This is a genomic window from Nocardia sp. NPDC051990 (assembly GCF_040680755.1).
In the GTDB taxonomy this organism is placed as follows: Bacteria; Actinomycetota; Actinomycetes; order Mycobacteriales; family Mycobacteriaceae; genus Nocardia.
Map to the genome: position 1 here is coordinate 136,073 of NZ_JBFAXH010000013.1, position 19,055 is coordinate 155,127.

18 protein-coding genes are annotated in these 19,055 nt (G+C 65.1%); 6 read left to right on the plus strand and 12 right to left on the minus strand.

The window, feature by feature from the left end:
• Positions 1 to 219: 219 nt before the first annotated feature.
• Positions 220 to 1,686 (minus strand): 30S ribosomal protein S1, encoded by a 1,467-nt coding sequence (rpsA, locus tag AB0L63_RS22790; RefSeq protein WP_364504302.1) that lies wholly within the window; start codon positions 1,684 to 1,686, stop codon positions 220 to 222.
• A gap of 289 nt (positions 1,687 to 1,975) precedes the next feature.
• Here rpsA and AB0L63_RS22795 point away from each other — a divergent pair, with 289 nt between their 5' ends.
• Positions 1,976 to 2,824, plus strand: a complete 849-nt coding sequence (locus tag AB0L63_RS22795; RefSeq protein WP_364504305.1) for a class I SAM-dependent methyltransferase — start codon at positions 1,976 to 1,978, stop codon at positions 2,822 to 2,824.
• Positions 2,825 to 2,913: 89 nt separating this feature from the next.
• On the opposite strand, the gene AB0L63_RS22800 is transcribed toward AB0L63_RS22795, so the two are convergent.
• The 3 genes from AB0L63_RS22800 to AB0L63_RS22810 form a co-directional block, all read right to left on the minus strand.
• Positions 2,914 to 3,084, minus strand: a complete 171-nt coding sequence (locus tag AB0L63_RS22800) for a hypothetical protein (protein ID WP_364504308.1) — start codon at positions 3,082 to 3,084, stop codon at positions 2,914 to 2,916.
• Between the two features lie 7 nt (positions 3,085 to 3,091).
• Positions 3,092 to 3,976: an SPFH domain-containing protein gene (locus tag AB0L63_RS22805; RefSeq protein ID WP_364504311.1), complete on the minus strand. Its 885-nt coding sequence runs from the start codon at positions 3,974 to 3,976 to the stop codon at positions 3,092 to 3,094.
• Between the two features lie 83 nt (positions 3,977 to 4,059).
• Complete coding sequence (locus tag AB0L63_RS22810; RefSeq protein WP_364504314.1) at positions 4,060 to 5,424, minus strand: FAD-binding oxidoreductase; 1,365 nt, start codon at positions 5,422 to 5,424, stop codon at positions 4,060 to 4,062.
• Positions 5,425 to 5,495: 71 nt separating this feature from the next.
• Between AB0L63_RS22810 and AB0L63_RS22815 the strand changes: the two genes are divergently transcribed.
• Positions 5,496 to 6,389, plus strand: coding sequence for a LysR family transcriptional regulator (locus AB0L63_RS22815; RefSeq protein WP_364504317.1), 894 nt, complete (start codon positions 5,496 to 5,498; stop codon positions 6,387 to 6,389).
• A gap of 2 nt (positions 6,390 to 6,391) precedes the next feature.
• Here AB0L63_RS22815 and AB0L63_RS22820 read toward each other — a convergent pair whose 3' ends face one another.
• The 4 genes from AB0L63_RS22820 to AB0L63_RS22835 all read right to left on the minus strand — a co-directional run bounded on the left by AB0L63_RS22820 (position 6,392) and on the right by AB0L63_RS22835 (position 10,314).
• Positions 6,392 to 7,180, minus strand: a complete 789-nt coding sequence (locus AB0L63_RS22820) for an amino acid ABC transporter ATP-binding protein (protein WP_364504320.1) — start codon at positions 7,178 to 7,180, stop codon at positions 6,392 to 6,394.
• Positions 7,177 to 8,139: an amino acid ABC transporter permease gene (locus AB0L63_RS22825; RefSeq protein WP_364504323.1), complete on the minus strand. Its 963-nt coding sequence runs from the start codon at positions 8,137 to 8,139 to the stop codon at positions 7,177 to 7,179. Before AB0L63_RS22825 ends, AB0L63_RS22820 begins: the two co-directional genes overlap by 4 nt.
• A 3-nt stretch (positions 8,140 to 8,142) precedes the next feature.
• Positions 8,143 to 9,006 (minus strand): ABC transporter substrate-binding protein, encoded by an 864-nt coding sequence (locus AB0L63_RS22830; protein ID WP_364504430.1) that lies wholly within the window; start codon positions 9,004 to 9,006, stop codon positions 8,143 to 8,145.
• A 249-nt stretch (positions 9,007 to 9,255) separates the two neighbouring features.
• Positions 9,256 to 10,314, minus strand: coding sequence for an isocitrate/isopropylmalate family dehydrogenase (locus AB0L63_RS22835; protein WP_364504433.1), 1,059 nt, complete (start codon positions 10,312 to 10,314; stop codon positions 9,256 to 9,258).
• Between the two features lie 116 nt (positions 10,315 to 10,430).
• Here AB0L63_RS22835 and AB0L63_RS22840 point away from each other — a divergent pair, with 116 nt between their 5' ends.
• Together AB0L63_RS22840 and trxA are read left to right on the plus strand one after the other, a co-directional pair.
• Complete coding sequence (locus AB0L63_RS22840) at positions 10,431 to 10,952, plus strand: 2'-5' RNA ligase family protein (protein ID WP_364504326.1); 522 nt, start codon at positions 10,431 to 10,433, stop codon at positions 10,950 to 10,952.
• A 67-nt stretch (positions 10,953 to 11,019) separates the two neighbouring features.
• The gene (gene trxA, locus AB0L63_RS22845; protein WP_364504329.1) at positions 11,020 to 11,388 is read left to right on the plus strand and encodes a thioredoxin; all 369 of its coding nucleotides are present in this window, start codon (positions 11,020 to 11,022) and stop codon (positions 11,386 to 11,388) included.
• Positions 11,389 to 11,453: 65 nt separating this feature from the next.
• Here the strand turns inward: trxA and AB0L63_RS22850 are convergent, their stop codons facing one another.
• Positions 11,454 to 11,888: a 2-keto-3-deoxygluconate kinase gene (locus tag AB0L63_RS22850; RefSeq protein WP_364504332.1), complete on the minus strand. Its 435-nt coding sequence runs from the start codon at positions 11,886 to 11,888 to the stop codon at positions 11,454 to 11,456.
• 370 nt (positions 11,889 to 12,258) lie between these two features.
• Between AB0L63_RS22850 and AB0L63_RS22855 the strand changes: the two genes are divergently transcribed.
• Positions 12,259 to 12,570 carry a DUF6191 domain-containing protein gene (locus AB0L63_RS22855; RefSeq protein ID WP_364504335.1) on the plus strand — a complete coding sequence of 104 codons (312 nt, stop codon included), beginning with the start codon at positions 12,259 to 12,261 and terminating at the stop codon, positions 12,568 to 12,570.
• A 212-nt stretch (positions 12,571 to 12,782) separates the two neighbouring features.
• Here the strand turns inward: AB0L63_RS22855 and polA are convergent, their stop codons facing one another.
• Positions 12,783 to 15,530 carry a DNA polymerase I gene (gene polA, locus AB0L63_RS22860; protein ID WP_364504338.1) on the minus strand — a complete coding sequence of 916 codons (2,748 nt, stop codon included), beginning with the start codon at positions 15,528 to 15,530 and terminating at the stop codon, positions 12,783 to 12,785.
• A gap of 125 nt (positions 15,531 to 15,655) precedes the next feature.
• On the opposite strand from polA, the gene AB0L63_RS22865 reads away from it, so the two are divergent.
• Positions 15,656 to 16,081: a nuclear transport factor 2 family protein gene (locus AB0L63_RS22865; RefSeq protein WP_364504341.1), complete on the plus strand. Its 426-nt coding sequence runs from the start codon at positions 15,656 to 15,658 to the stop codon at positions 16,079 to 16,081.
• A gap of 193 nt (positions 16,082 to 16,274) precedes the next feature.
• On the opposite strand, the gene AB0L63_RS22870 is transcribed toward AB0L63_RS22865, so the two are convergent.
• On the minus strand, positions 16,275 to 17,285 hold the full coding sequence (locus AB0L63_RS22870) for a neutral zinc metallopeptidase (RefSeq protein WP_364504344.1): 1,011 nt from the start codon (positions 17,283 to 17,285) through the stop codon (positions 16,275 to 16,277).
• Positions 17,286 to 17,368: 83 nt separating this feature from the next.
• Positions 17,369 to 19,045, minus strand: a complete 1,677-nt coding sequence (locus tag AB0L63_RS22875; RefSeq protein ID WP_364504347.1) for a DUF885 domain-containing protein — start codon at positions 19,043 to 19,045, stop codon at positions 17,369 to 17,371.
• Positions 19,046 to 19,055: the final 10 nt, after the last annotated feature.

Sequence of the window (19,055 nt, forward strand, 5' to 3'; positions counted from 1 at the left end):
AGTGAAGTTGGTCAATCGTCTGACTTGTCGCTATCCAACCGTCGGTAGCCGAAGGACGATGCGTGGCGCAGCCCTGCTCGTCGAGTTGTGGCTCGCCGCGATCGCGGCAGATGTGCGCAACGAAGGCATCGGGCGGCACCAAAAAACCGCTTGCCAGCGCCAGCACAACGCAAAGGCCCCGGTCCGATTGGACCGGGGCCCTCGCTACCTCGCTACGAGTCAGGCGTTGCCGGAGAGCTTCTCGCGCAGGGCCGCGAGCTGGGCGTCACTGGCGAGCGAACCGCCGGCGGGCTCGGCCTGGGAGGCGGCCTGCGAACCACTCTCGGAGGAGTAGTTGCCCGACGCGCCGCCGCCATTCGCGGCCTCGGCCGCGGCGTCAGCCGCCATCTTCTCCATCTGCGCGGTGTGCATCTTGTGCCGACGCTCCGCCTCGGCGTAACGGCCTTCCCACTCTTCGCGCTGCTTGTCGAAGCCCTCGAGCCACTCGTTGGTGTCGGGGTCGAAGCCCTCGGGGAAGATGTAGTTGCCCTGGTCGTCGTAGCTGTCGGCCATGCCGTACTTCGACGGATCGAACTCGGCGTGGTAGTCCTCGTTCGCCTGCTTCAGCGACAGCGAGATCCGGCGACGCTCCAGGTCGATGTCGATGACCTTGACCATCGCGTCGTCGCCGACCGCGACGACCTGGTCCGGGACCTCCACGTGACGCTCGGCCAGCTCGGAGATGTGCACCAGGCCCTCGATGCCCTCTTCGACGCGCACGAACGCACCGAACGGAACCAGCTTGGTGACCTTGCCCGGCACGATCTGGCCGATCGCGTGGGTGCGGGCGAACTGACGCCACGGGTCTTCCTGAGTCGCCTTGAGCGACAGCGAAACCCGCTCGCGGTCCAGATCGACGTCGAGGACCTCGACGGTGACCTCGTTGCCGACCTCGACAACCTCGGACGGGTGATCGATGTGCTTCCAGGACAGCTCCGAGACGTGCACCAGACCGTCGACGCCGCCGAGATCGACGAACGCGCCGAAGTTGACGATCGAGGAGACCACACCCTTGCGGACCTGGCCCTTCTGCAGCTGGTGCAGGAACTCGCTGCGGACCTCGGATTGGGTCTGCTCGAGCCAGGCGCGGCGGGACAGGACCACATTGTTGCGGTTCTTGTCCAGCTCGATGATCTTGGCCTCGATCTCCTTGCCGACGTACGGCTGGAGGTCACGGACCCGGCGCATCTCGACCAGGGAGGCCGGGAGGAAGCCGCGCAGACCGATGTCGAGGATCAGGCCGCCCTTGACGACCTCGATGACGGTGCCCTTGACGGCCTCGTCCTTCTCCTTGAGCTCCTCGATGGTGCCCCACGCCCGCTCGTACTGCGCCCGCTTCTTCGACAGGATCAGGCGGCCTTCCTTGTCCTCCTTGGTGAGAACAAGAGCCTCGACCTCATCGCCCACGGAAACGACCTCGTTGGGGTCGACATCGTGCTTGATGGAGAGTTCGCGAGAGGGGATGACGCCTTCGGTCTTGTAACCGATGTCGAGCAGGACCTCGTCACGATCGACCTTGACGATGGTTCCTTCGACGATATCGCCGTCGTTGAAGTACTTGATCGTGGCGTCGATGGCGGCGAGGAAGTCCTCGGCGGAGCCGATATCGTTGACGGCTACCTGCGGCGAGGTGACGGTGGTGGGCATATGTCGGTTTGCTCCGGACGGATTGTGGTCGGTTGCGGACATTGGAACTTTCGGTACGCTGCGATCTCACCGCGATGACGCGACGTGACGGACATGATGAACGTACCGCACGCAAACGCTTGTGAAACTCAGCACGGGCATCCTGTTACTTCAGTACAGTTGCCCTTGCAAACTGCTACTGCAACGACACCGGTACGGCAGTACCCAAGACACTCGCGCGTTCAGCGTACGCGACCTTGGTCCAGCCGGGCAAACCGGTCCCGACGCCACGCCGGGATAATCTGACGGCGTGTCGGAAGATCGCCATGCGCAAGCAAACGCACTGCTCGGGACCACCGCGACCACGCGTACCAGAATCGGCTCGGCCGCCAGTCAGCGGGCCAGCCAGCGCTGGTGGGACGCCGATGCCGAGGAGTACCACCAGACCCACGCCGAATTTCTCGGCGTCGACTCCCCCGAAGGGGAGTTCATCTGGTGCCCGGAGGGCTTGCACGAGGGCGATATGCATTTCCTCGGCGAGGTCGCGGGTAAGCGGATCCTGGAGATCGGATGCGGATCCGCACCGTGTTCGCGCTGGCTGGCCGGCCAGGGGGCGCAGCCGATCGGGCTCGACCTGTCCATGCGGATGCTCGGGCGCGGACTCGCGGCGATGGCGCGCGGCGGGCCGCAGGTGCCATTGGTGCAGGCGGGGGCGGAGGCATTGCCGTTCGCCGATGGGTCCTTCGATCTGGCATGTTCGGCCTTCGGCGCCGTCCCGTTCGTCGCGGACTCCGAACTGGTGATGCGTGAGGTTGCGCGGGTGTTGCGGCCGGGCGGTCGCTGGGTGTTCTCGGTGAACCATCCGATGCGCTGGATATTTCCGGACGATCCTGGACCCGCCGGTCTGACCGCCTCGATCCCCTACTTCGACCGCACGCCGTATGTCGAGGTCGACAGCGACGGCACGCCGACCTACGTCGAGCATCACCGCACCATCGGTGATCGGGTGCGTGAAATCGTTGCCGCCGGACTGCTGCTCGATGACATCGTCGAACCGGATTGGCCCGAGTGGTTGGAGCGGGAGTGGGGTCAGTGGAGTCCGCTGCGGGGTGAGTTGTTCCCCGGCACCGCCATCTTCGTCACCCACAAACCGGCATAGCCTCGTCGGAATCCTGGGCCGAGTACCGATGATGCCGAATACCCGTGGGTATTCGGCATCATTGCGGCAGAGCCTATTTCATCGTCCCGCTACTCCTCGGCCGGTTTCGCCTTCGGGTTGCGCCCCGCCTGTTTCAACGCGAGGCGCAGTGCGTACTCGATCTGGGCATTGATACTGCGCAGATCGTCGGCGGCCCACTGGGCAATGGCCTCGTGGATCACCGGGTCCAGGCGTAGCAGGATCTTCTTGCGCTCGGCCATGGGCGACTCAGGAGTAGAGGGAGCCGGTATTGACGATGGGTTGGGTGGCGCGGTCACCACAGAGGACGACCAGCAGGTTGGAAACCATGGCGGCCTTGCGTTCCTCGTCGAGTTCGACTACGCCCTGTTCGGCGAGCCGATCCAGCGCCAGGCCGACCATACCCACCGCGCCCTCCACGATGCGGGTGCGCGCGGCGACGACCTGAGCCGCCTGCTGCCGCACGAGCATGGCCTGGGCGATCTCCGGCGCATAGGCGAGGTGGGTGATCCTGGCCTCGACGACCTCGATGCCCGCCAATTCGGTGCGGTCGCGCAGTTCGATGGTCAGTTCCTCGGCCACCTCGGCGCCGTCGCGCAGACTGGTGGTGTTCTGGTCTTGCGCGTCGTACGGGTGGGTCGTGGCCAGATGCCGCACGGCCGCCTCGGACTGGGTCGCCACGTACTCCTCGTAGTCGTCGACCGAGAATGCGGCCTTGAAGCTGTCGACCACTCGGTAGACCACGACGGCGGCGATCTCCACCGGATTGCCGTCGGCATCGTTGACCTTGAGCTTCTGGGTTTCGAAGTTGCGCACCTTCATCGAGATGCTGCGGCGGTCGGTGAGCGGTACCACGGAGTAGAAGCCGGGTTCGCTCAGCGAGCCGATATAGCGGCCGAAGAACTGAACGACCTTGGCCTCGTTCGGATTCACCACGGTGAGCCCGGTAGCCAACAGCAGGAGCACGACCGCGACGACAGTCGCGATGATCGCGCCGACCAGGGCGGGCACATTGTCGTTGTGCGCGGCCGCGGCATATCCGGCGATGGCACCGCCACCGAACAGGAGCGTGAGGACAAACCACAACACCAGCACGAGAAAGCCGTTGATGTGGAACGCCGAACGAAGCTTCATGACATCCTCCGAATATCAAAGTGATATCACCAAGATAGCATCAGGCCGTCCCCTGCGATAGATGCTCGGGGCAGTCGCGGCGATCAGTTCGCGGGTACGACATTGCGGTTGAAGCGGAACATATTGCGGGGGTCGTACTTCGCCTTCAGCGCGGCCAGCCGGGCATAGGTGTCCGGTGCGTAGCCACCTCGGGTCTGCGCCTCGTCGGCGGCGGCACCCGCGCCGTAGAGGAAGTTCAGGCTGTGGCCGACAGTCCACGGCGCGAGTGCCGCACGGACCACCGCATGGTCTTCGGGCGCGGCGTCACCCGCATCGGGTCCGGGCATGGTGATGACGCGAACGAGGTACTCGGCATCCCGGTTGTCCACGGCAATCCCCGCGGGACCACGCCGGCCCAGCGCACCGCCGAGGTGCCGGATATCGACCACCGCCTGGATCGGTGATTCGGGTCCGGTGGCAACGAGCAAGGCCGACAACGTCTCTCCCGTGAGCTCACCCAGCAGCGCGTTGGTGGCGGCGTAGGCATGCGGGTGCTCGGGATCGCTGTGGATGGTGTGCGATTCGGTGTATGGCATGACCTGCAGGTCGTCCTTCAAGCGATCCCCAACCGCGCGCAACGGCGCGACCAGACGCTCCCCGTCCTCGGCGGATCCGTTATAGGCGATACGGATCGATGCGACATAGCGTCCGCGCAGCGGTTCCGGAATCTGCGGAATGGGCGGGAAGGTCATGACGGTGACCGTCGAGGTCAGCTCGTCGGGCAACGTTGCGGTCCAGCCCTTCCAGGCTTCCAGGGCCCGCTCGACCAGTGGCGTATCGAACACCAACTGACCGCCGAAGACGGTGGCGACCGGCACGAGTTCCAGCTCCAGCGCGGTCACCACGCCGAAGTTGCCGCCGCTGCCGAGCACCGCGCCGAAGAGTTCGTCGCCGGCGGTCAGCGTGCGAACCCGACTGTCGGCCGTGACGATCTCGATGACGCGCACATGTTCGGCGGCGTAGCCGAATTGCCGTGCCAGCAGCCCCAATCCACCGCCGAGGCTGTAGCCGACGACCCCGACCGACGGCGAGGAGCCGTTCAGCGGCGCCAGCCCGTACGGCGCGGCGGCCTCGACCAGCGCGCGCGCCCGCACTCCCGCACCGACGCGGGCGGTGCGCGTATGCGGGTCGATCCTGATGTCGGTCATCCGACGGGTGCTGATCAGCACGCCGCCGTCGGCCGCGACCGAGAGTCCGTGCCCGGTGGCCTGAACCGCAACCGGGAGCCCTCGGCGCGCCGCGTATTCCACCGTGTTACGCACATCCTCGGCGTGCACCGCGCCGACGACCAACGCGGGGCGGTGGTGGTACGCGGCCTGGAAGCCGGCGATCTCTTCGTCATATCCGGTGTCGCCAGGCCGAAAGACCGGGCCGGTGAAGGTGTCGATGATCTCTGCGGTGTTTCCCATGCCTTAGACGATGCCGCGTGCCGAGTCAGAAGTACAACAGATAACTCTACTTATTCCTATAATCAGTAGTTATGGAACTACGCCAGCTCCGCTACTTCGTGACCGTGGTCGAGGAGGCCAACTTCACCCGCGCCGCCGCCCGATTGCACCTGGCCCAACCCGGACTCAGCGCGCAGATCCGCCAGCTCGAGCGGGAACTGGGACAGCAGCTGCTCGATCGCGGCGGCCGCTCGGTGACCTTGACCGAGGTGGGCGCGGCGGTGCTACCGCATGCCAGGGCCGCGCTGGCGGCGACCGAGCGGATCACCACCACGGTGGACGAATTCACCGGACTGCTGCGCGGACACGTCCGTGTCGGATGCATATCCGGCGCCGGTGACGAGGAATTCGATATCTCCTCGGTGCTCGCGGACTTTCACGACGACCACCCGCAGGTCGGCATCACCCTGACCGAGGACACCTCCGAACGGATGCTCGCGGCGGTGCAAAGCGGTGAACTGGATATCGCCCTGGTCGGGTTGACCGGCGCGGAGATCGGTGCCGATATCGGCATCGATGTTGTGCTCGATACGCCGGTGGTTGCGGCGGTAGCGCCGGGCGGTAAACGGCGTGGTGCGATCACGCTCGAGCAGCTGCGCGAGCACCCGCTGATCTGTCTGCCGCGCGGCACCGGCATCCGGGGTGTCTTCGATCGCGCCTGTGCCGCAGCGGGATTCGAGCCCGATATCGCCTTCGAGGCCGCCGCTCCCCCACTGTTGCTCCGGCTCGCCGCCCGCGGCCTCGGCATCGCGGTGGTGCCCGCACTGACAGCCGAGGAGGCCGCGGCATTCGGCGTATGGGTGTTGCCGATCACCGAACCGGAGCTGCGTGGACAGCTCGCACTGGCATGGCGACGTGATCGACCGGACCGTCCGGCCGCGAAAGTTCTACTCGGACAACTCCGTATCAGCCTGGGCAGCCGCTGAATTCAGAGCAGCCGCGACAGGAACGCCTTGGTGCGTTCGTGTTTCGGGTCGGCGAGCACCTCGCGCGGATTACCCGCCTCCACGACCACGCCGCCGTCCATGAATACCAATTGGTCGGCAACCTCACGGGCGAAACCCATTTCGTGGGTGACGACCACCATTGTCATCCCGTCGGCGGCGAGTTCGCGCATGACCCCCAGCACCTCGCCGACCAATTCCGGATCCAGTGCCGAGGTCGGCTCGTCGAAGAGCATCAGCTTGGGATCCATGGCCAGCGCACGGGCGATCGCGACGCGCTGCTGCTGGCCACCGGAGAGCTGGGCGGGATAGGCATTCGCCTTGTCTCCCATGCCGACTCGGTCCAGCAACTCGTGCGCACGCGCCACCGCGTCCGCCTTGTTGATGCCCTTCACCTGGATGGGCGCCTCGATAATGTTCTCCAGCGCCGTCCGATGTGGGAACAGGTTGAAATGCTGGAACACCATGCCGATATCGCGGCGCTGCTTTGCCGCATCGCGCGGGTGCATTTCGTAGAGTTTGCCGCCTTTTTCGCGATAGCCGATGAGGTCGCCGTCGACGTAGAGCCGACCCGCGTTCACCTGCTCGAGGTGGTTGATGCAGCGCAGGAAGGTCGACTTACCCGAACCCGACGGCCCGATCAGGCACAGCACATCCCCGCGCCCGACCTCGAGCGAAATACCCTTGAGCACCTGCAGCGCACCGAAGTTCTTGCAGACCCGATCCGCGACGATCATCGGAGCCGCATCGTTCTTATCCGGACTCGCGCTCATTTCGCCTTCACAATCGTCTGTGCATCGGCCAGTTCCTGCAGCTGCTTGGCGGTCAGCTGCCGAGAGGCGCCTCGTGAGTAGTGGCGCTCCAGGTAGAACTGCCCGATCATCAACACACTGGTAACCGCGAGATACCAAGTGGCGGTGACCAAGAGCAGCGGAATCGGCTGGAAGTTCACGCCGTAGATATCGCGGGCCCGCCCGTAGAGGTCGGTGCTCAACGGGATGGCGGTGACCAGCGAGGTGGTCTTCAGCATGCCGATCAGCTCATTGCCGGTCGGCGGGATGATCACCCGCATCGCCTGCGGCAGCACGGTCCTGCGCATGGTTTGCGACCACGACATGCCGAGCGCCACCGAGGCCTCGCGCTGTCCCTCACCTACGGAATTGATTCCGGCACGGACGATTTCGGCCATATACGCGGCCTCGTTGAGACCGAGGCCGATTACCGCGAAGGTGAATGCGGCTTGCAGGCTCTGCACGTCGATCCGCACGAATTCGGGCCCGAACGGCACCCCGAATTGGAGCGACTTGTACAGCGACGGGAACAGACCCCAGAACACCAACTGCACGAAAACCGGTGTGCCACGGAAGATCCACAGATAAACCCAAGCCACCGAGCGCAACACCGGATTCGGCGACAGGCGCATCACTGCGAGCAACGTGCCGAGCACGATGGCAATCGCCATCGCCAGCACGGTCAGTTCGAGGGTGACCACCGCGCCGGAAGCGATCCGGCTGTCGAACAGGTACTTTCGATAGGTCCCCCACGCGTACGCGGAATTGGTGGCCGCACCGTAGATGAACAACCCGAGCAGGGCGAGGATGATCGCCGCGGCGATCCAGCGGCCCGGCCTGCGGAGTGGAACGGCCTTGATCGGCTCCGGTTCTGCCGTGTCGATCGGTCGGCCGGGCCCGGTGTTGTCACCGGGCGCCGGCGTGATTTCGGATGACGACATCGATCAGCTCGCAGCGCCGTTGATGACCGACTTGGTGATCGCGCCTTCCTGTACACCCCAGTTCTTGGTGATCTCCAGGTACTTACCGTTGTCGATCAGGTGCTGGACGGCGGCCTGCAGCGCCTTGCCGAGCGCCGACCCCTTGGGGATGGCCCAACCGTAGGGCGCGGAATCGAAGACCTTGCCCGCCGGCTCGATCTTGCCGTCGCTCTTCTTGATCGCGTACGCGGTCACCGGCGAATCCGCCGACATCGCGTCGACTTGGCCGAGAATCAGGGCGTTGGTCGCCGCGCTCTGCTCGTCGAACGGCTTCTTATCGATGGCGGGCTTGCCCTCCGCCTCGCACTTCTTGCTGCGCGCTGGAATCTCGTCGGTGTCCTCAACCGTGGTGGCCTGCACCGCGACCCGCTTACCGCAGGCGTTATCCGGGTCGATCGGCTTACCCGTCTGCTGTGCCCACTGGATGCCGGCGTTGAAGTAGGTGGTGAAGTCGACGCTCTGTTCGCGTTCCTTCGAGTCGGTGATGGAGGACATGCCGACGTCGTAGGTGCCCGCCTGGATCGCGGGAATGATCTTCTCGAAGGAGGATTCGAGGTATTCGGCCTTGAGGCCGAGAGTCGCCGCGACCGCGTCCATGAGGTCGACATCGAAGCCGACGATCTTGCCGCTCGGATCCTTGTACTCGTTGGGCTGATAGGGGATATTGACTCCGACGACGAGCTTGCCCGACTGCTTGATCTTGTCCGGAAGCAGCGCCGCCGCCGTGTCGAACTTGTCGATACCCTGTACCTTCGCCACCGCGGGCGAGCTGTCCTCGGAGTTACTACAGCCCGTCAGCACCAGTGCACCACCGGCGAGTACACACATCGCTTGCAGGGCGCGCCTGCCAAGAACCGATCGAACAGACACAGCAGCCCTCCACAATTCGGATTCGAGAAACCCGGGTGTCACCACCCGTTTGGCAATCTAAGCGATCGCGGCGTTTCGTGCTGGACAGTAACGGAAGATTATCCGTTCTGTGCGGAACACTTCGAGCACAGCAAACACACAGGTACCGGCGCTGGACCATACCGGATGGTCCGATGTTCGAATGAGTCGGGCTGCTGGTCACCCCGGTCAGCGCCGGTGCACCCTCGCGCACACCTGCTCGGTGAATTCACTGGTTGAGGCAAGCCCGCCCAGGTCGGCGGTGGCGACCCGAGCGGCGAAACTCCCCGCGACGGCACGTTCGATGCGTTCACCCGCACTCGACAAGGCGGGGTTGTTGTCACGAATTCCGAGCCAGTGCAACAACATTGCCGCCGAGAGCTGCAACGCCGCCGGGTTTGCGCGATTGTGTCCGGCCAGTGTCGGCGCCGCGCCGTGCACTGCCTGGGCCATCGCCTTGGTCCCCGAGCAGTTGAGCGATGCGGCGATACCGAGCGACCCGCTCAGCTGCCCCGCGAGATCGGAAAGGATATCGCCGAAGAGGTTCTCGGTCACCATCACGTCGTAGTCACGGGCGGCGCGAACCAGATGGGCGGCGACCGCGTCGACGTGTTCATCGTCAACCTCGACGCTCGGATAGTCATGGGCGACGGCGTAGCAGACGTCGCGGAACAGGCCCATGGTCATAGGCAGCACATTGGCCTTGTGCACGATGGTGACCCGCTTGCGACGTGCGGCCGCGAGCCGCAACGCCTCATGTGCGATCCGCTCGCAGGCCTGCCGGGTGATCACGCCGACCGCCAGCGCCACGTCAGGGGTCGGCCGGAACTCGCCCGACCCGGCGAACATATTGCGGTCGGCGTAGAAACCCTCGCTGTTCTCGCGGACGATCACCAGGTCGATATCGGGAGCACTCGCCTCGAGTCCGGCGAAGGCCCGCGCCGGGCGGATATTCGCGTAGAGACCGAAACGCTTTCGGATGGCGCTGCCGGGCGCGATTCGATGTTCGGGCGGGTAGGCGGCGTTGTCGTGCGGGCCGAGGATCCAGGCGTCGAGTTCGCCGAGGGCCGCGAGGGTCTGCTCCGGCAGCGGATTGCCGAATTCCTCGATGGCGCGCTGCCCCATCGGCAACCGAACCCAGTCGACCGTGGCCGCGCCGGCCGCGGCGAGTGCTTCGTCGACCACCATGCGGGTGGCGCGGACCACCTCGGGGCCGATGCCGTCACCTTCGATGAGGCCGAGTCGCATGGGCGGCGTATCACGATTCACCAGGCCATCCTCCCGCGACGCCGCTCGTTCGCCGACAACTGGGCTGTGTGTTCGCCACGCATCGAGTCGAGCGGACGGCTAACCTTTCGTGAACTATGGTGCAGTCGGTCGAATTGTTATTGGACGACGTGGCCGATGCCGAGATCCGGCGGCAGTGGCGGTTGCTCGCGGATGCGGGCATTCCCAGTTCGGCCGGGAAGAATATCGAATCCAACCGGCCGCATATCACCATCGCGGTGGCCAGGCAGATCTGGCCGCGCATCGATCACGCGCTGGACCAGCTGAGCTTCCGGCCGATTCCGATACGACTCGGCGGCGTGCTGGTCTTCGGTGCGCGCCATCCGATCCTGGTCCGGCTGGTGGTGCCCTCGGAACAGTTGCTCGCGCTGCAACGTCGTATCTTCTCGGTCGTATCGCCGTGTCCTGGCATACCGTCGAATCTGCAACCCGACGAGTGGACGCCGCATATCACGCTGGCCAGGCGGGTGCCGGCGCAGCATCTGGGCGAGGCGATCCACGCCGTAGCCAGGGACCGTGATTTCGCCGCGACCGTGGTGGGTATCCGGCGTTGGGACGGCGATCAACGGCGCGAGTGGCCGGTCGCCCGAGGAAGATAACAGCACCGTCGGAAGATAAATACCGCGCCGGACGTTATAGCTGGCTACTACGACACGAGAGGACGTCATGGCCACCCAGACGCTGAACCAGCAGAATTTCGATGAGGTCGTCACCGGAAACGACGTGGTACTCGTCGATTTCTGGGCCGACTGGTGTGGTCCGTGCAAGAGCTTCGCACCCACCTTCGAGGCCTCTTCGAACAAGCATCCGGATGTCGTGCACGGCAAGGTCGACACCGAGGCCGAACAGGGCCTGGCTGCCGCCGCCAACATCCGCTCGATTCCGACCATCATGGCGTTCCGCGAGGGCGTGTTGGTCTTCGCGCAGCCGGGTGCGCTGCCGCCCGCCGCGCTGGAGGATCTGGTGACCCAGGTGAAGGCGCTGGATATGGACGAGGTGCGCAAGCAACTCGCCGAACAGCAGGCCGGTCAGTAATCACCGGTTCGCACCACACCGGGCCGTTCACATGAATGTGAACGGCCCGGTGCGTTTCGCTTCGCTCAGGCGCCCAGTTTGTTGACGCCCGCGATCATGGCGTGGACCGTCGATTCGGCGCCGTCGTCGGCAAGGGCCGCGCCCCAACCGCGCCTGCCATTGCATTCGCACTGCACGAACGTCGCGGTGCCGGCAGCGGTGCGGCGCTGGTGGAATTGCAGGATTTCGACCGGATAGCCCTCGTCGTAGAGGGCCGAGGTCATCGCGGCGACCGGGCTGCCGGCAGCGATCACCGTGCGCAGGTGGTCGGCGAATTCCAGGGTGGCCGTGAATTCCGCGCTCCGATTACCCGCGGGCGACCAGTCACCGACCCGAATCGGGCCGGAGTGCTCGCAATAGCGGTGCTGGAACTGCGCCGGGGTCAGATCGGCGCATTCGGCGCGCAGCGCCTTGGGGGCGGCGGCGATGAACATGTTGGGATCACGAGTCAGGATGGTCATGTGCGGAGGTCTTCCCGAGGATTGTCTTCTCAATTGACAGAGGGGACCAGCAGTATGTAATCAGTAGCCCGCAGCGAGGGGGCCGGTCCGAATCAGGCCCCGCTACGGCGGGTTACTACGAGAAGTCGCCGAGTTGCCACCATCGCGGTAAGCGGAATTAGCACTGCGCTGTCGCGGTCGGCGACATGGAGCGCGGCGCTGTGGCGGTCGGCGGGATTCGGCACGCCGACCAGAATAGGTCCATCCTGACGCAATAGCAACCACATTTGTCGGACCGTCGCGCCTACTAGCGAGTATTATTTTCGCAGCTCAGGGCTTGTAGCACTGACGGTGGATGGCAAACCGCCGTCGCGGCGGTACTTTCGGTCACATGGGTGCCCTTGTCGCCATGACCATTCCTGGATTGGCCATCCTGCTGATCGGACTCGCATTCATCGAGGTGCTATGGAATCGACTCACCGGAACTCGGATACTGCCGTGGTTCAAGCACCGCAAGCACACACCGGTCGCCGCGACCGGATTCGAACAGGTCGCCGCGGCCTTTCAAGGTTCGAAAATTTACGAATTCGAGCAGAGACAGACGGCACTGATGCATAAAGAAGATAAGTCGGATGGGGCGCCGCCGCGCGATGAGATCGATCTGCGCACCGGGTCGGCGAAGCTGGTGCCGCGCGACCGGTGATCGTTCGAATGTGAACGATCCGACGGTTCGACGTAGTTTCCGCGCATTCGAAATGCGGCCCCGGGCGCCGTTGGTGAGCGTGACGCGGCCGTTGCGACGAAGGCGTTCGCCGACGCGGGTGTCGATCTGGTCGGGCAGAACGACCGAACCGTCTATCGGACAAGGGATCTCGCCGCCGCGTTCCGCCTACAGACCGCGCTCACGCCCCTTGCTCAGTGCGCGGCGGAGTCCCAACTGCGGCCGGTGCCGACCGAGACATCCAACGGGACCGACAGCGTGATCGCCGAGGACATCTGTTCGCGAGCGAGTGCGTCCAGGGTGTCGCGCTCCCCTTCGGCTACCTCGAAGACCAGTTCGTCGTGGATCTGCAGCAGCATGCGCGAGCGCAGGCCCGCTTCCTTGATCGCCTTGTGCACATTGATCATCGCGACCTTGATGATGTCGGCCGCGGTGCCCTGGATGGGCGCGTTGAGGGCCATGCGTTCGGCGGCCTCGCGGCGCTGGCGGTTGCTGGAGTCCAGATCGGGCAGGTAGCGGCGGCGCCCGAAGAGGGTTTCGGTGTAGCCGACCTTGCGTGCCTGTTCGACGACCTCGTAGAGGTAGTCGCGAATGCCGCCGAAGCGGTCGAAGTAGACCTCCATCTGCTCCTTGGCCTCCTGCGTGCTGATCTTCAGCTGCGTCGAAAGACCGTAGGAGCTCAGACCGTACGCGAGCCCATAGGACATCGCCTTGATCCGCCGCCGCATCTCGGGTGTCACCTCCGACAGCGGGATATCGAAGGCCTTGGAGGCGACGAACGTATGCAGATCCTCGCCGGAGTTGAAGGCCTCGATCAGGCCTTCGTCACCGGAAAGGTGGGCCATGATGCGCATTTCGATCTGGCTGTAATCCGCGGTCATCAGTGACTGGTAGCCGGGGCCGACAACGAAGGTGTCGCGGATCAGGCGGCCGGTGTCGGTGCGGATCGGGATGTTCTGCAGATTCGGCTCGGTCGAGGAGAGACGGCCGGTGGCGGCGATGGTCTGGTTGAAGGTGGTGTGGATACGGCCGTCGTCGGCGACGGATTTGAGCAGTCCGTCCACGGTGACCTTGAGCCGAGTGGCGTCGCGGTGTTCGAGCAGATGCCGCAGGAACGGATGCTCGGTCTTCTCGAACAGCGATTCCAGTGCGTCGGCATCGGTCGTGTAGCCGGTCTTCGTGCGCTTGGTCTTCGGCATATCGAGTTCGTCGAAAAGCACCACCTGCAGCTGCTTGGGTGAGCCGAGGTTGATCTGCTTGCCGATCACGGCGTAGGCCGCATTGGCCGCCTCGGTAACCTTGTCGGCGAATTGGCGCTGCAGGGTCTCGAGCTGGTCGATATCGACCGCGATGCCCGCATTTTCCAGTTCGGCGAGCACACCGAGCAGCGGCAGTTCCATATCGTCGAGCAATGTGCTGGATTCGATCTGGCGCAGTTCGCCGTCGAGCGCCTCGGCCAGGTCGAGAACGGCCCTGGCGCGCAGCATTTCGGTCTGCGCCAGCTCAGCGTCCACGGTGTCGGCATCGTCGAGCAGGGACAGCTGCGGGGTTTCGTCGGTTTCGGCACGCAGTTCGCGATGCAGGTAACGCAGCGAGAGATCGTCGAGATTGAAGCTGCGCTGGCCGGGGCGGACCAGGTAGGCGGCCAGGGCGGTGTCGCTGGTGAGACCGGCCAGGGTCCAGCCGCGACCGCGCAGCGCGTGCATCGCGGCCTTGGCCTCGTGCAGCGCCTTCGGCACGGCCGGATCGGCCAGCCAAGCGCCCAGTGCAGCATCATCTTCGGGGGTCAGCACGGCGACATCGATGTAGCCGCTCTCGCCGTCCGCGGCGGCGATGGCGAGCGCGCGCGTGTCGCCATTGCCGGGCGCACTGGTGCCGACTACCGAAATGCCATGGCGGACACCGACCTTCGCATGTTCGGCGAGCCACTCGCGGACCGCGCCGACCGCCAGCGCGCCGCCGCTGATCTCGAAGCCGGCTTCGGCTTCGGGCTCCGGCGGGGCGAGGGTTTCGAAGAGCCGATCGCGCAGTACCCGGAACTCCAGGTCGTCGAAGAGCTGGTGGATCTTATTGCGATCCCATGGCTGCTGGGCCAGCTGGTCGGGGGTGTAGGGCAGCGGGACGTCGCGGACCATTTCGGTGAGCTGACGGTTGAGCACCACACTGCTGAGGTTGGCGCGCAATGCGTCGCCGACCTTGCCCTTCACCTCGTCCACCTTGTCGACGAGGGTGACCAGATCGCCGTACTCACGAATCCACTTGGCGGCGGTCTTCTCCCCGACGCCCGGAATGCCGGGCAGATTGTCACTCGGGTCACCCCGCAGGGCCGCGTAATCCGGATACTGTGCCGGGGTGAGCTGGTACTTGGCCATCACCTCATCCGGGGTGAACCGAGTGAGATCGGAAACGCCCTTGCGCGGGTAGAGCAGCGTGACCTCATCGCTGACCAACTGGATGGCATCGCGGTCACCGGAGACGATCAGGACGCGGAACCCCTCGGTCACGGCCTGGGTCGCGATGGTGGCGATCAGGTCGTCGGCCTCGAAGCCGTCGATCGCCATCACCGGGATGCCCATGGCACCGAGCACATCCTTGGTGAGTTCGACCTGGCCGCGGAACTCATCGGGCGTGGCATTGCGCCCCGCCTTGTACTCCGGATAGGCCTCGGTACGGAAGGTCTTGCGGCTGACGTCGAAAGCGGCCGCGATATGCGTCGGCTTCTCGTCCCGCAACAGATTGATCAGCATCGCGGTGAATCCGTACACCGCGTTCGTGGTCTGCCCGGTGACCGTCTTGAAGTTCTCCGCGGGCAGCGCGAAGAATGCGCGATAGGCAATCGAATGCCCATCCAACAGCAACAACGTCGGCCGCTCATCGGCTGCCGCGGCTGTGCCCGTCGCCTTTGGGGCACTGGAACGCTGATCAGTAGTCGCTGGGGTCACGTGCAAGAGTCTAGGGAGCCCCACCGACAATCCACAGCCGCGGCACCTCCTAGTGACCAGAGTCGAGCGAGCCGTCCGATTTCCGCCAGACGCGATGCGAGCGACTCGGCGGCCATGATTTCCCGGTGACCACAACCCGCGCAGCACTGCAGAACTTCTTCGCCGCCGAAGCCGCCTACATCACAGACGGCGCCAACTTCGATCCGATGGCCGCTTGCTTGGCCCCCGATGTTGTCATGTACCAGGCCGAGCATTTGCCCTACGGTGGCGAATGGCACGGACCCGACGGCATCGAGAAGTTCATGGCGGCGATGAGCCGGACCTGGGCATCGTTGGAGTTCATCGAGCAGCGGTTCGTGGTGGACGGCAAGACGGTGGTCATCTACAACCGCGGCCGCATGCTGGCCCGCGCCACCGGCCGGATGCTGGAGACCTCGGTAATGCAGCTGATGACCTTCCGCGCGGGCCTGATCGCCGAGATTCGGCCGTTCTATCTGGATACCGCAGCCGTGCTCGAGGTGCTGTCCGAGGATCGCCCGGCAACCCAGTAGACGACCCGTCCCCTCAGCTCACCCCACACCCAGCGTCAACAACCTCATGACCCGCAACAGCTAGCGGCCCACTCCGAACGTCGGATCTCCTCGATGCGCTCAGAGACACCGGATCGACCACTATGCCCCACTCCGGCCGCATCGAATCTGCATGGCGCGGTTCATGGTATGCCCAAGTGCGGATCAGATGGCGCTATTCCACGTGCGCCGGGGAGCTGTACCAGGTGTTGCACTCCCAGGTGTCGCCCTTGTCGGAGCCCCATTTCCACCAGCCCCACACGTTCTCTTCGTTGCCCTGCATGCGCGGGTCACGGGTGGCGTGGCTACTCCGGACGGTGTGGGAGGCTTCGGTCCAGGTTTGTTCGTCGATATCGGCGCGGCCGAAGTTGGTGCCGAGGAACATGCCGGAGAAGCAGCGGGCCTGTAGTTCCATGCGGCGGCTTTGTTCGTGCCCGGCGGTGGTGTCCCTGCCGACGGTCGAGCGTTTTTCGTTGTATGCCTGCATGACGCCGATCAGATTCTGGACGTGGTGGCCGTATTCGGTACTGAGGACGGCCAATTGGGCGCCGCGGCGCGAGCCGCTGGACAGCGGCCGCATGGCGTCGTACGGCAGGACCAAGGTTTCATCGAGGGCGCAGTAGAACGTTGTCGGGCCGTTGCGCAGGCGCTGCACGCATTGGCTTACCACTTCACGGGATTCGGCGGGGGCGAGTAGCCGCGGCGGATGGAACGGCAGCCCGGCGCCGCGCAGTGTCGGTTCCCAGGACGCGTCCAGGCAGGCTACCGCGGCCCGATAGAAGGCCCGCGCCGCCGCCGGATCCTCGTGCCAGGCGGGAAGTTTGCAATCGACCCTGCCGAGTCCGACGTGCTGAGCGAAGAGCGGATGGTCGGCAAGCGCCTGCACCGCGCGGCTCGACGCCACCGACATCCCGGCCTGCGATGTGCCGGCCAAGGGCGCGAAGGCGACCGGAGGTGCGGCGTCGCCGATCGGATTCGCCGAGTCGGGCAGGGCACCGGCGAATCCCGGCGTCATCGAAGTGTCGGAAACCGTACGTGCGGTATGCATTTCGCCCGTGTCAGCGAAATGTCCGGTGATGAGCAGACCGGTGGTGGTGAGCACACCGACCACACCGAGCACCACCCAGATCAGCACGATCCGTTTGCTCCGCAACGGACTGAGCCGAGAGCTGAACGTGCTGTTCATGACCTACCTATAGTGCTCGATCACCGCACATTCATTGCACTCCCACCCGACCCGGCCCGCAACTCGAGGAACCGCTCAGCGGGTCACAGTGTGGCCACGAGTTCGCGCAACACCGGCAGGCTGACCGAGCCGGAGCCGAGCACCACATCGTGGAACACCTTGACGTCGAAGGCGGCGCCGAGCCGTTCGGCCGCCTGCCTGCGTTGCCCGCGAATCTCGAGCTGACCGACCTTATAGGCCACTGCCTGCCCCGGAATGGCGATGTAGCGGTCGATCTCGACCTCGATCTCGGTCAGCCCGACCGGCGCGTTGGCCACCATGAAGTCGATGGCCTGCTGGCGGCTCCAGCCCTTGGCGTGGATTCCGGTATCGACGACGAGTCGGCACGAGCGCCAGGAATCGGCGGCCAGCATACCGACGCGAGCCAAATCGTCTTCGTACAAGCCCATTTCGTCGGCCAGACGTTCGGTGTAGAGCGCCCACCCCTCGACGAAGGCGGTATTCGCGAAGGACTGTCGTTGGAATCGCGGCAGCTGAGCGAGTTCATTGGCGATGGTGAGCTGCAGGTGGTGCCCCGGAATCGCCTCGTGGTAGGTCAACGCCGCCGTCTCGTAGCGGCTGCGCCCCGCCGGTTCGTATTGGTTGACGAAGTAGGTGCCCGGCCGGGAACCGTCCGCGGCGGGTGGAAAGTAGTACGCCGCAGGCGAATCCGCCGCCAGGAATTCCGGCAAAGGGACGATATCGCAGGATTCCTTGGGCAGGCGGCCGAACCAGTTGCCCATCTCCGCGACCGCCGCACCGAGCGCGCGTTGCGCATCGGCCATGATCTCCTCGCCGCTGACATAACGCAGTTCGGGATCGCTGCGCAGGCGGGCGAAGATTTCGGCGGCATCGGCGGTACCGAACAGCCGAGTACCGACCGCGGCGTATTCCTCGCGCAACAGCGCCAATTCGGACAGGCCGAGTTCGTGGATCTCATCCGCGCCGAGATCAGGCAGGGTGGTGTGACGGCGCAGCTGCCGCCGGTAGACATCCTCGCCATCGGCTCCGAGCCAGCACAGACCGCATTTGTCGTCGGAACGGGCGGCGGGCCGCAATTCGTCGGCCAGGACATCCCGATAGCGTTGGAAGGCCGGGCGGATCACGTCGCGGGCGACCTCGGCGAGTTCGGCGCGCCAGGCGGCTTCCCCATCCCAGTCCGCCGGTCCGGCGAAGGTGACGAATGGATCGGTGGCGATATCGGAGGCCAGGTAGCTGTCCAGTTGGTTGAGCGAGCGGTCGATGGTGACGCGCGCGGGCATGCGGCCTGCGGCCAGGCCGTTGCGGAACTGCTGGACCGCCTGGTCGAACAGCGTGCCGAACTGGCGATACCGCCGGACCAGGGCGAGCGCGTGTTCGGGCTGCGGCGCCTTGGTCTGGGTGGCCATCATGAGCATGCCCGCGTGCACGCCGTCCATCTGGTCCGATGCCAGTTCGGTCGGCCGCCACGCCAAGTTGTCTATGGCCGTATCCAATTCGGTGCGCAACAGACCGCGAGTGACCCGGTCGGTTCCGTTCAGCTTGTCGGCGTCGAGACCGGCGACCCGATCACGCAGCTCGCGCAAGGTCGCGAGCAGCCGCTGCTCGGCCTCGGGCGAGAGATCCTCAACATGGTCGTCGAAGCGGTGGTCACCGAGCAGGGTGGCCGTGCTCGGCGCAGCCGCCAGCACAGTGTCCCAGTAGCGGTCGGCCAGATTCGTCAATTCGTCATGCCCGTCCATGGCCGCAATC

Coding starts and splice junctions, on each gene's coding strand:
- AB0L63_RS22830 (WP_364504430.1), bottom strand. CDS start 9,006: ATGTGTGTACTCGCCGGTGGTGCACTGGTGCTGACGGGCTGTAGTAAC.
- AB0L63_RS22805 (WP_364504311.1), bottom strand. CDS start 3,976: ATGAAGCTTCGTTCGGCGTTCCACATCAACGGCTTTCTCGTGCTGGTG.
- AB0L63_RS22835 (WP_364504433.1), bottom strand. CDS start 10,314: ATGCGACTCGGCCTCATCGAAGGTGACGGCATCGGCCCCGAGGTGGTC.
- trxA (WP_364504329.1), top strand. CDS start 11,020: ATGGCCACCCAGACGCTGAACCAGCAGAATTTCGATGAGGTCGTCACC.
- AB0L63_RS22850 (WP_364504332.1), bottom strand. CDS start 11,888: ATGACCATCCTGACTCGTGATCCCAACATGTTCATCGCCGCCGCCCCC.
- AB0L63_RS22855 (WP_364504335.1), top strand. CDS start 12,259: ATGGGTGCCCTTGTCGCCATGACCATTCCTGGATTGGCCATCCTGCTG.
- AB0L63_RS22840 (WP_364504326.1), top strand. CDS start 10,431: ATGGTGCAGTCGGTCGAATTGTTATTGGACGACGTGGCCGATGCCGAG.
- AB0L63_RS22870 (WP_364504344.1), bottom strand. CDS start 17,285: ATGAACAGCACGTTCAGCTCTCGGCTCAGTCCGTTGCGGAGCAAACGG.
- AB0L63_RS22810 (WP_364504314.1), bottom strand. CDS start 5,424: ATGGGAAACACCGCAGAGATCATCGACACCTTCACCGGCCCGGTCTTT.
- AB0L63_RS22800 (WP_364504308.1), bottom strand. CDS start 3,084: ATGGCCGAGCGCAAGAAGATCCTGCTACGCCTGGACCCGGTGATCCAC.
- AB0L63_RS22825 (WP_364504323.1), bottom strand. CDS start 8,139: ATGTCGTCATCCGAAATCACGCCGGCGCCCGGTGACAACACCGGGCCC.
- AB0L63_RS22875 (WP_364504347.1), bottom strand. CDS start 19,045: ATGGACGGGCATGACGAATTGACGAATCTGGCCGACCGCTACTGGGAC.
- AB0L63_RS22815 (WP_364504317.1), top strand. CDS start 5,496: ATGGAACTACGCCAGCTCCGCTACTTCGTGACCGTGGTCGAGGAGGCC.
- rpsA (WP_364504302.1), bottom strand. CDS start 1,686: ATGCCCACCACCGTCACCTCGCCGCAGGTAGCCGTCAACGATATCGGC.
- AB0L63_RS22820 (WP_364504320.1), bottom strand. CDS start 7,180: ATGAGCGCGAGTCCGGATAAGAACGATGCGGCTCCGATGATCGTCGCG.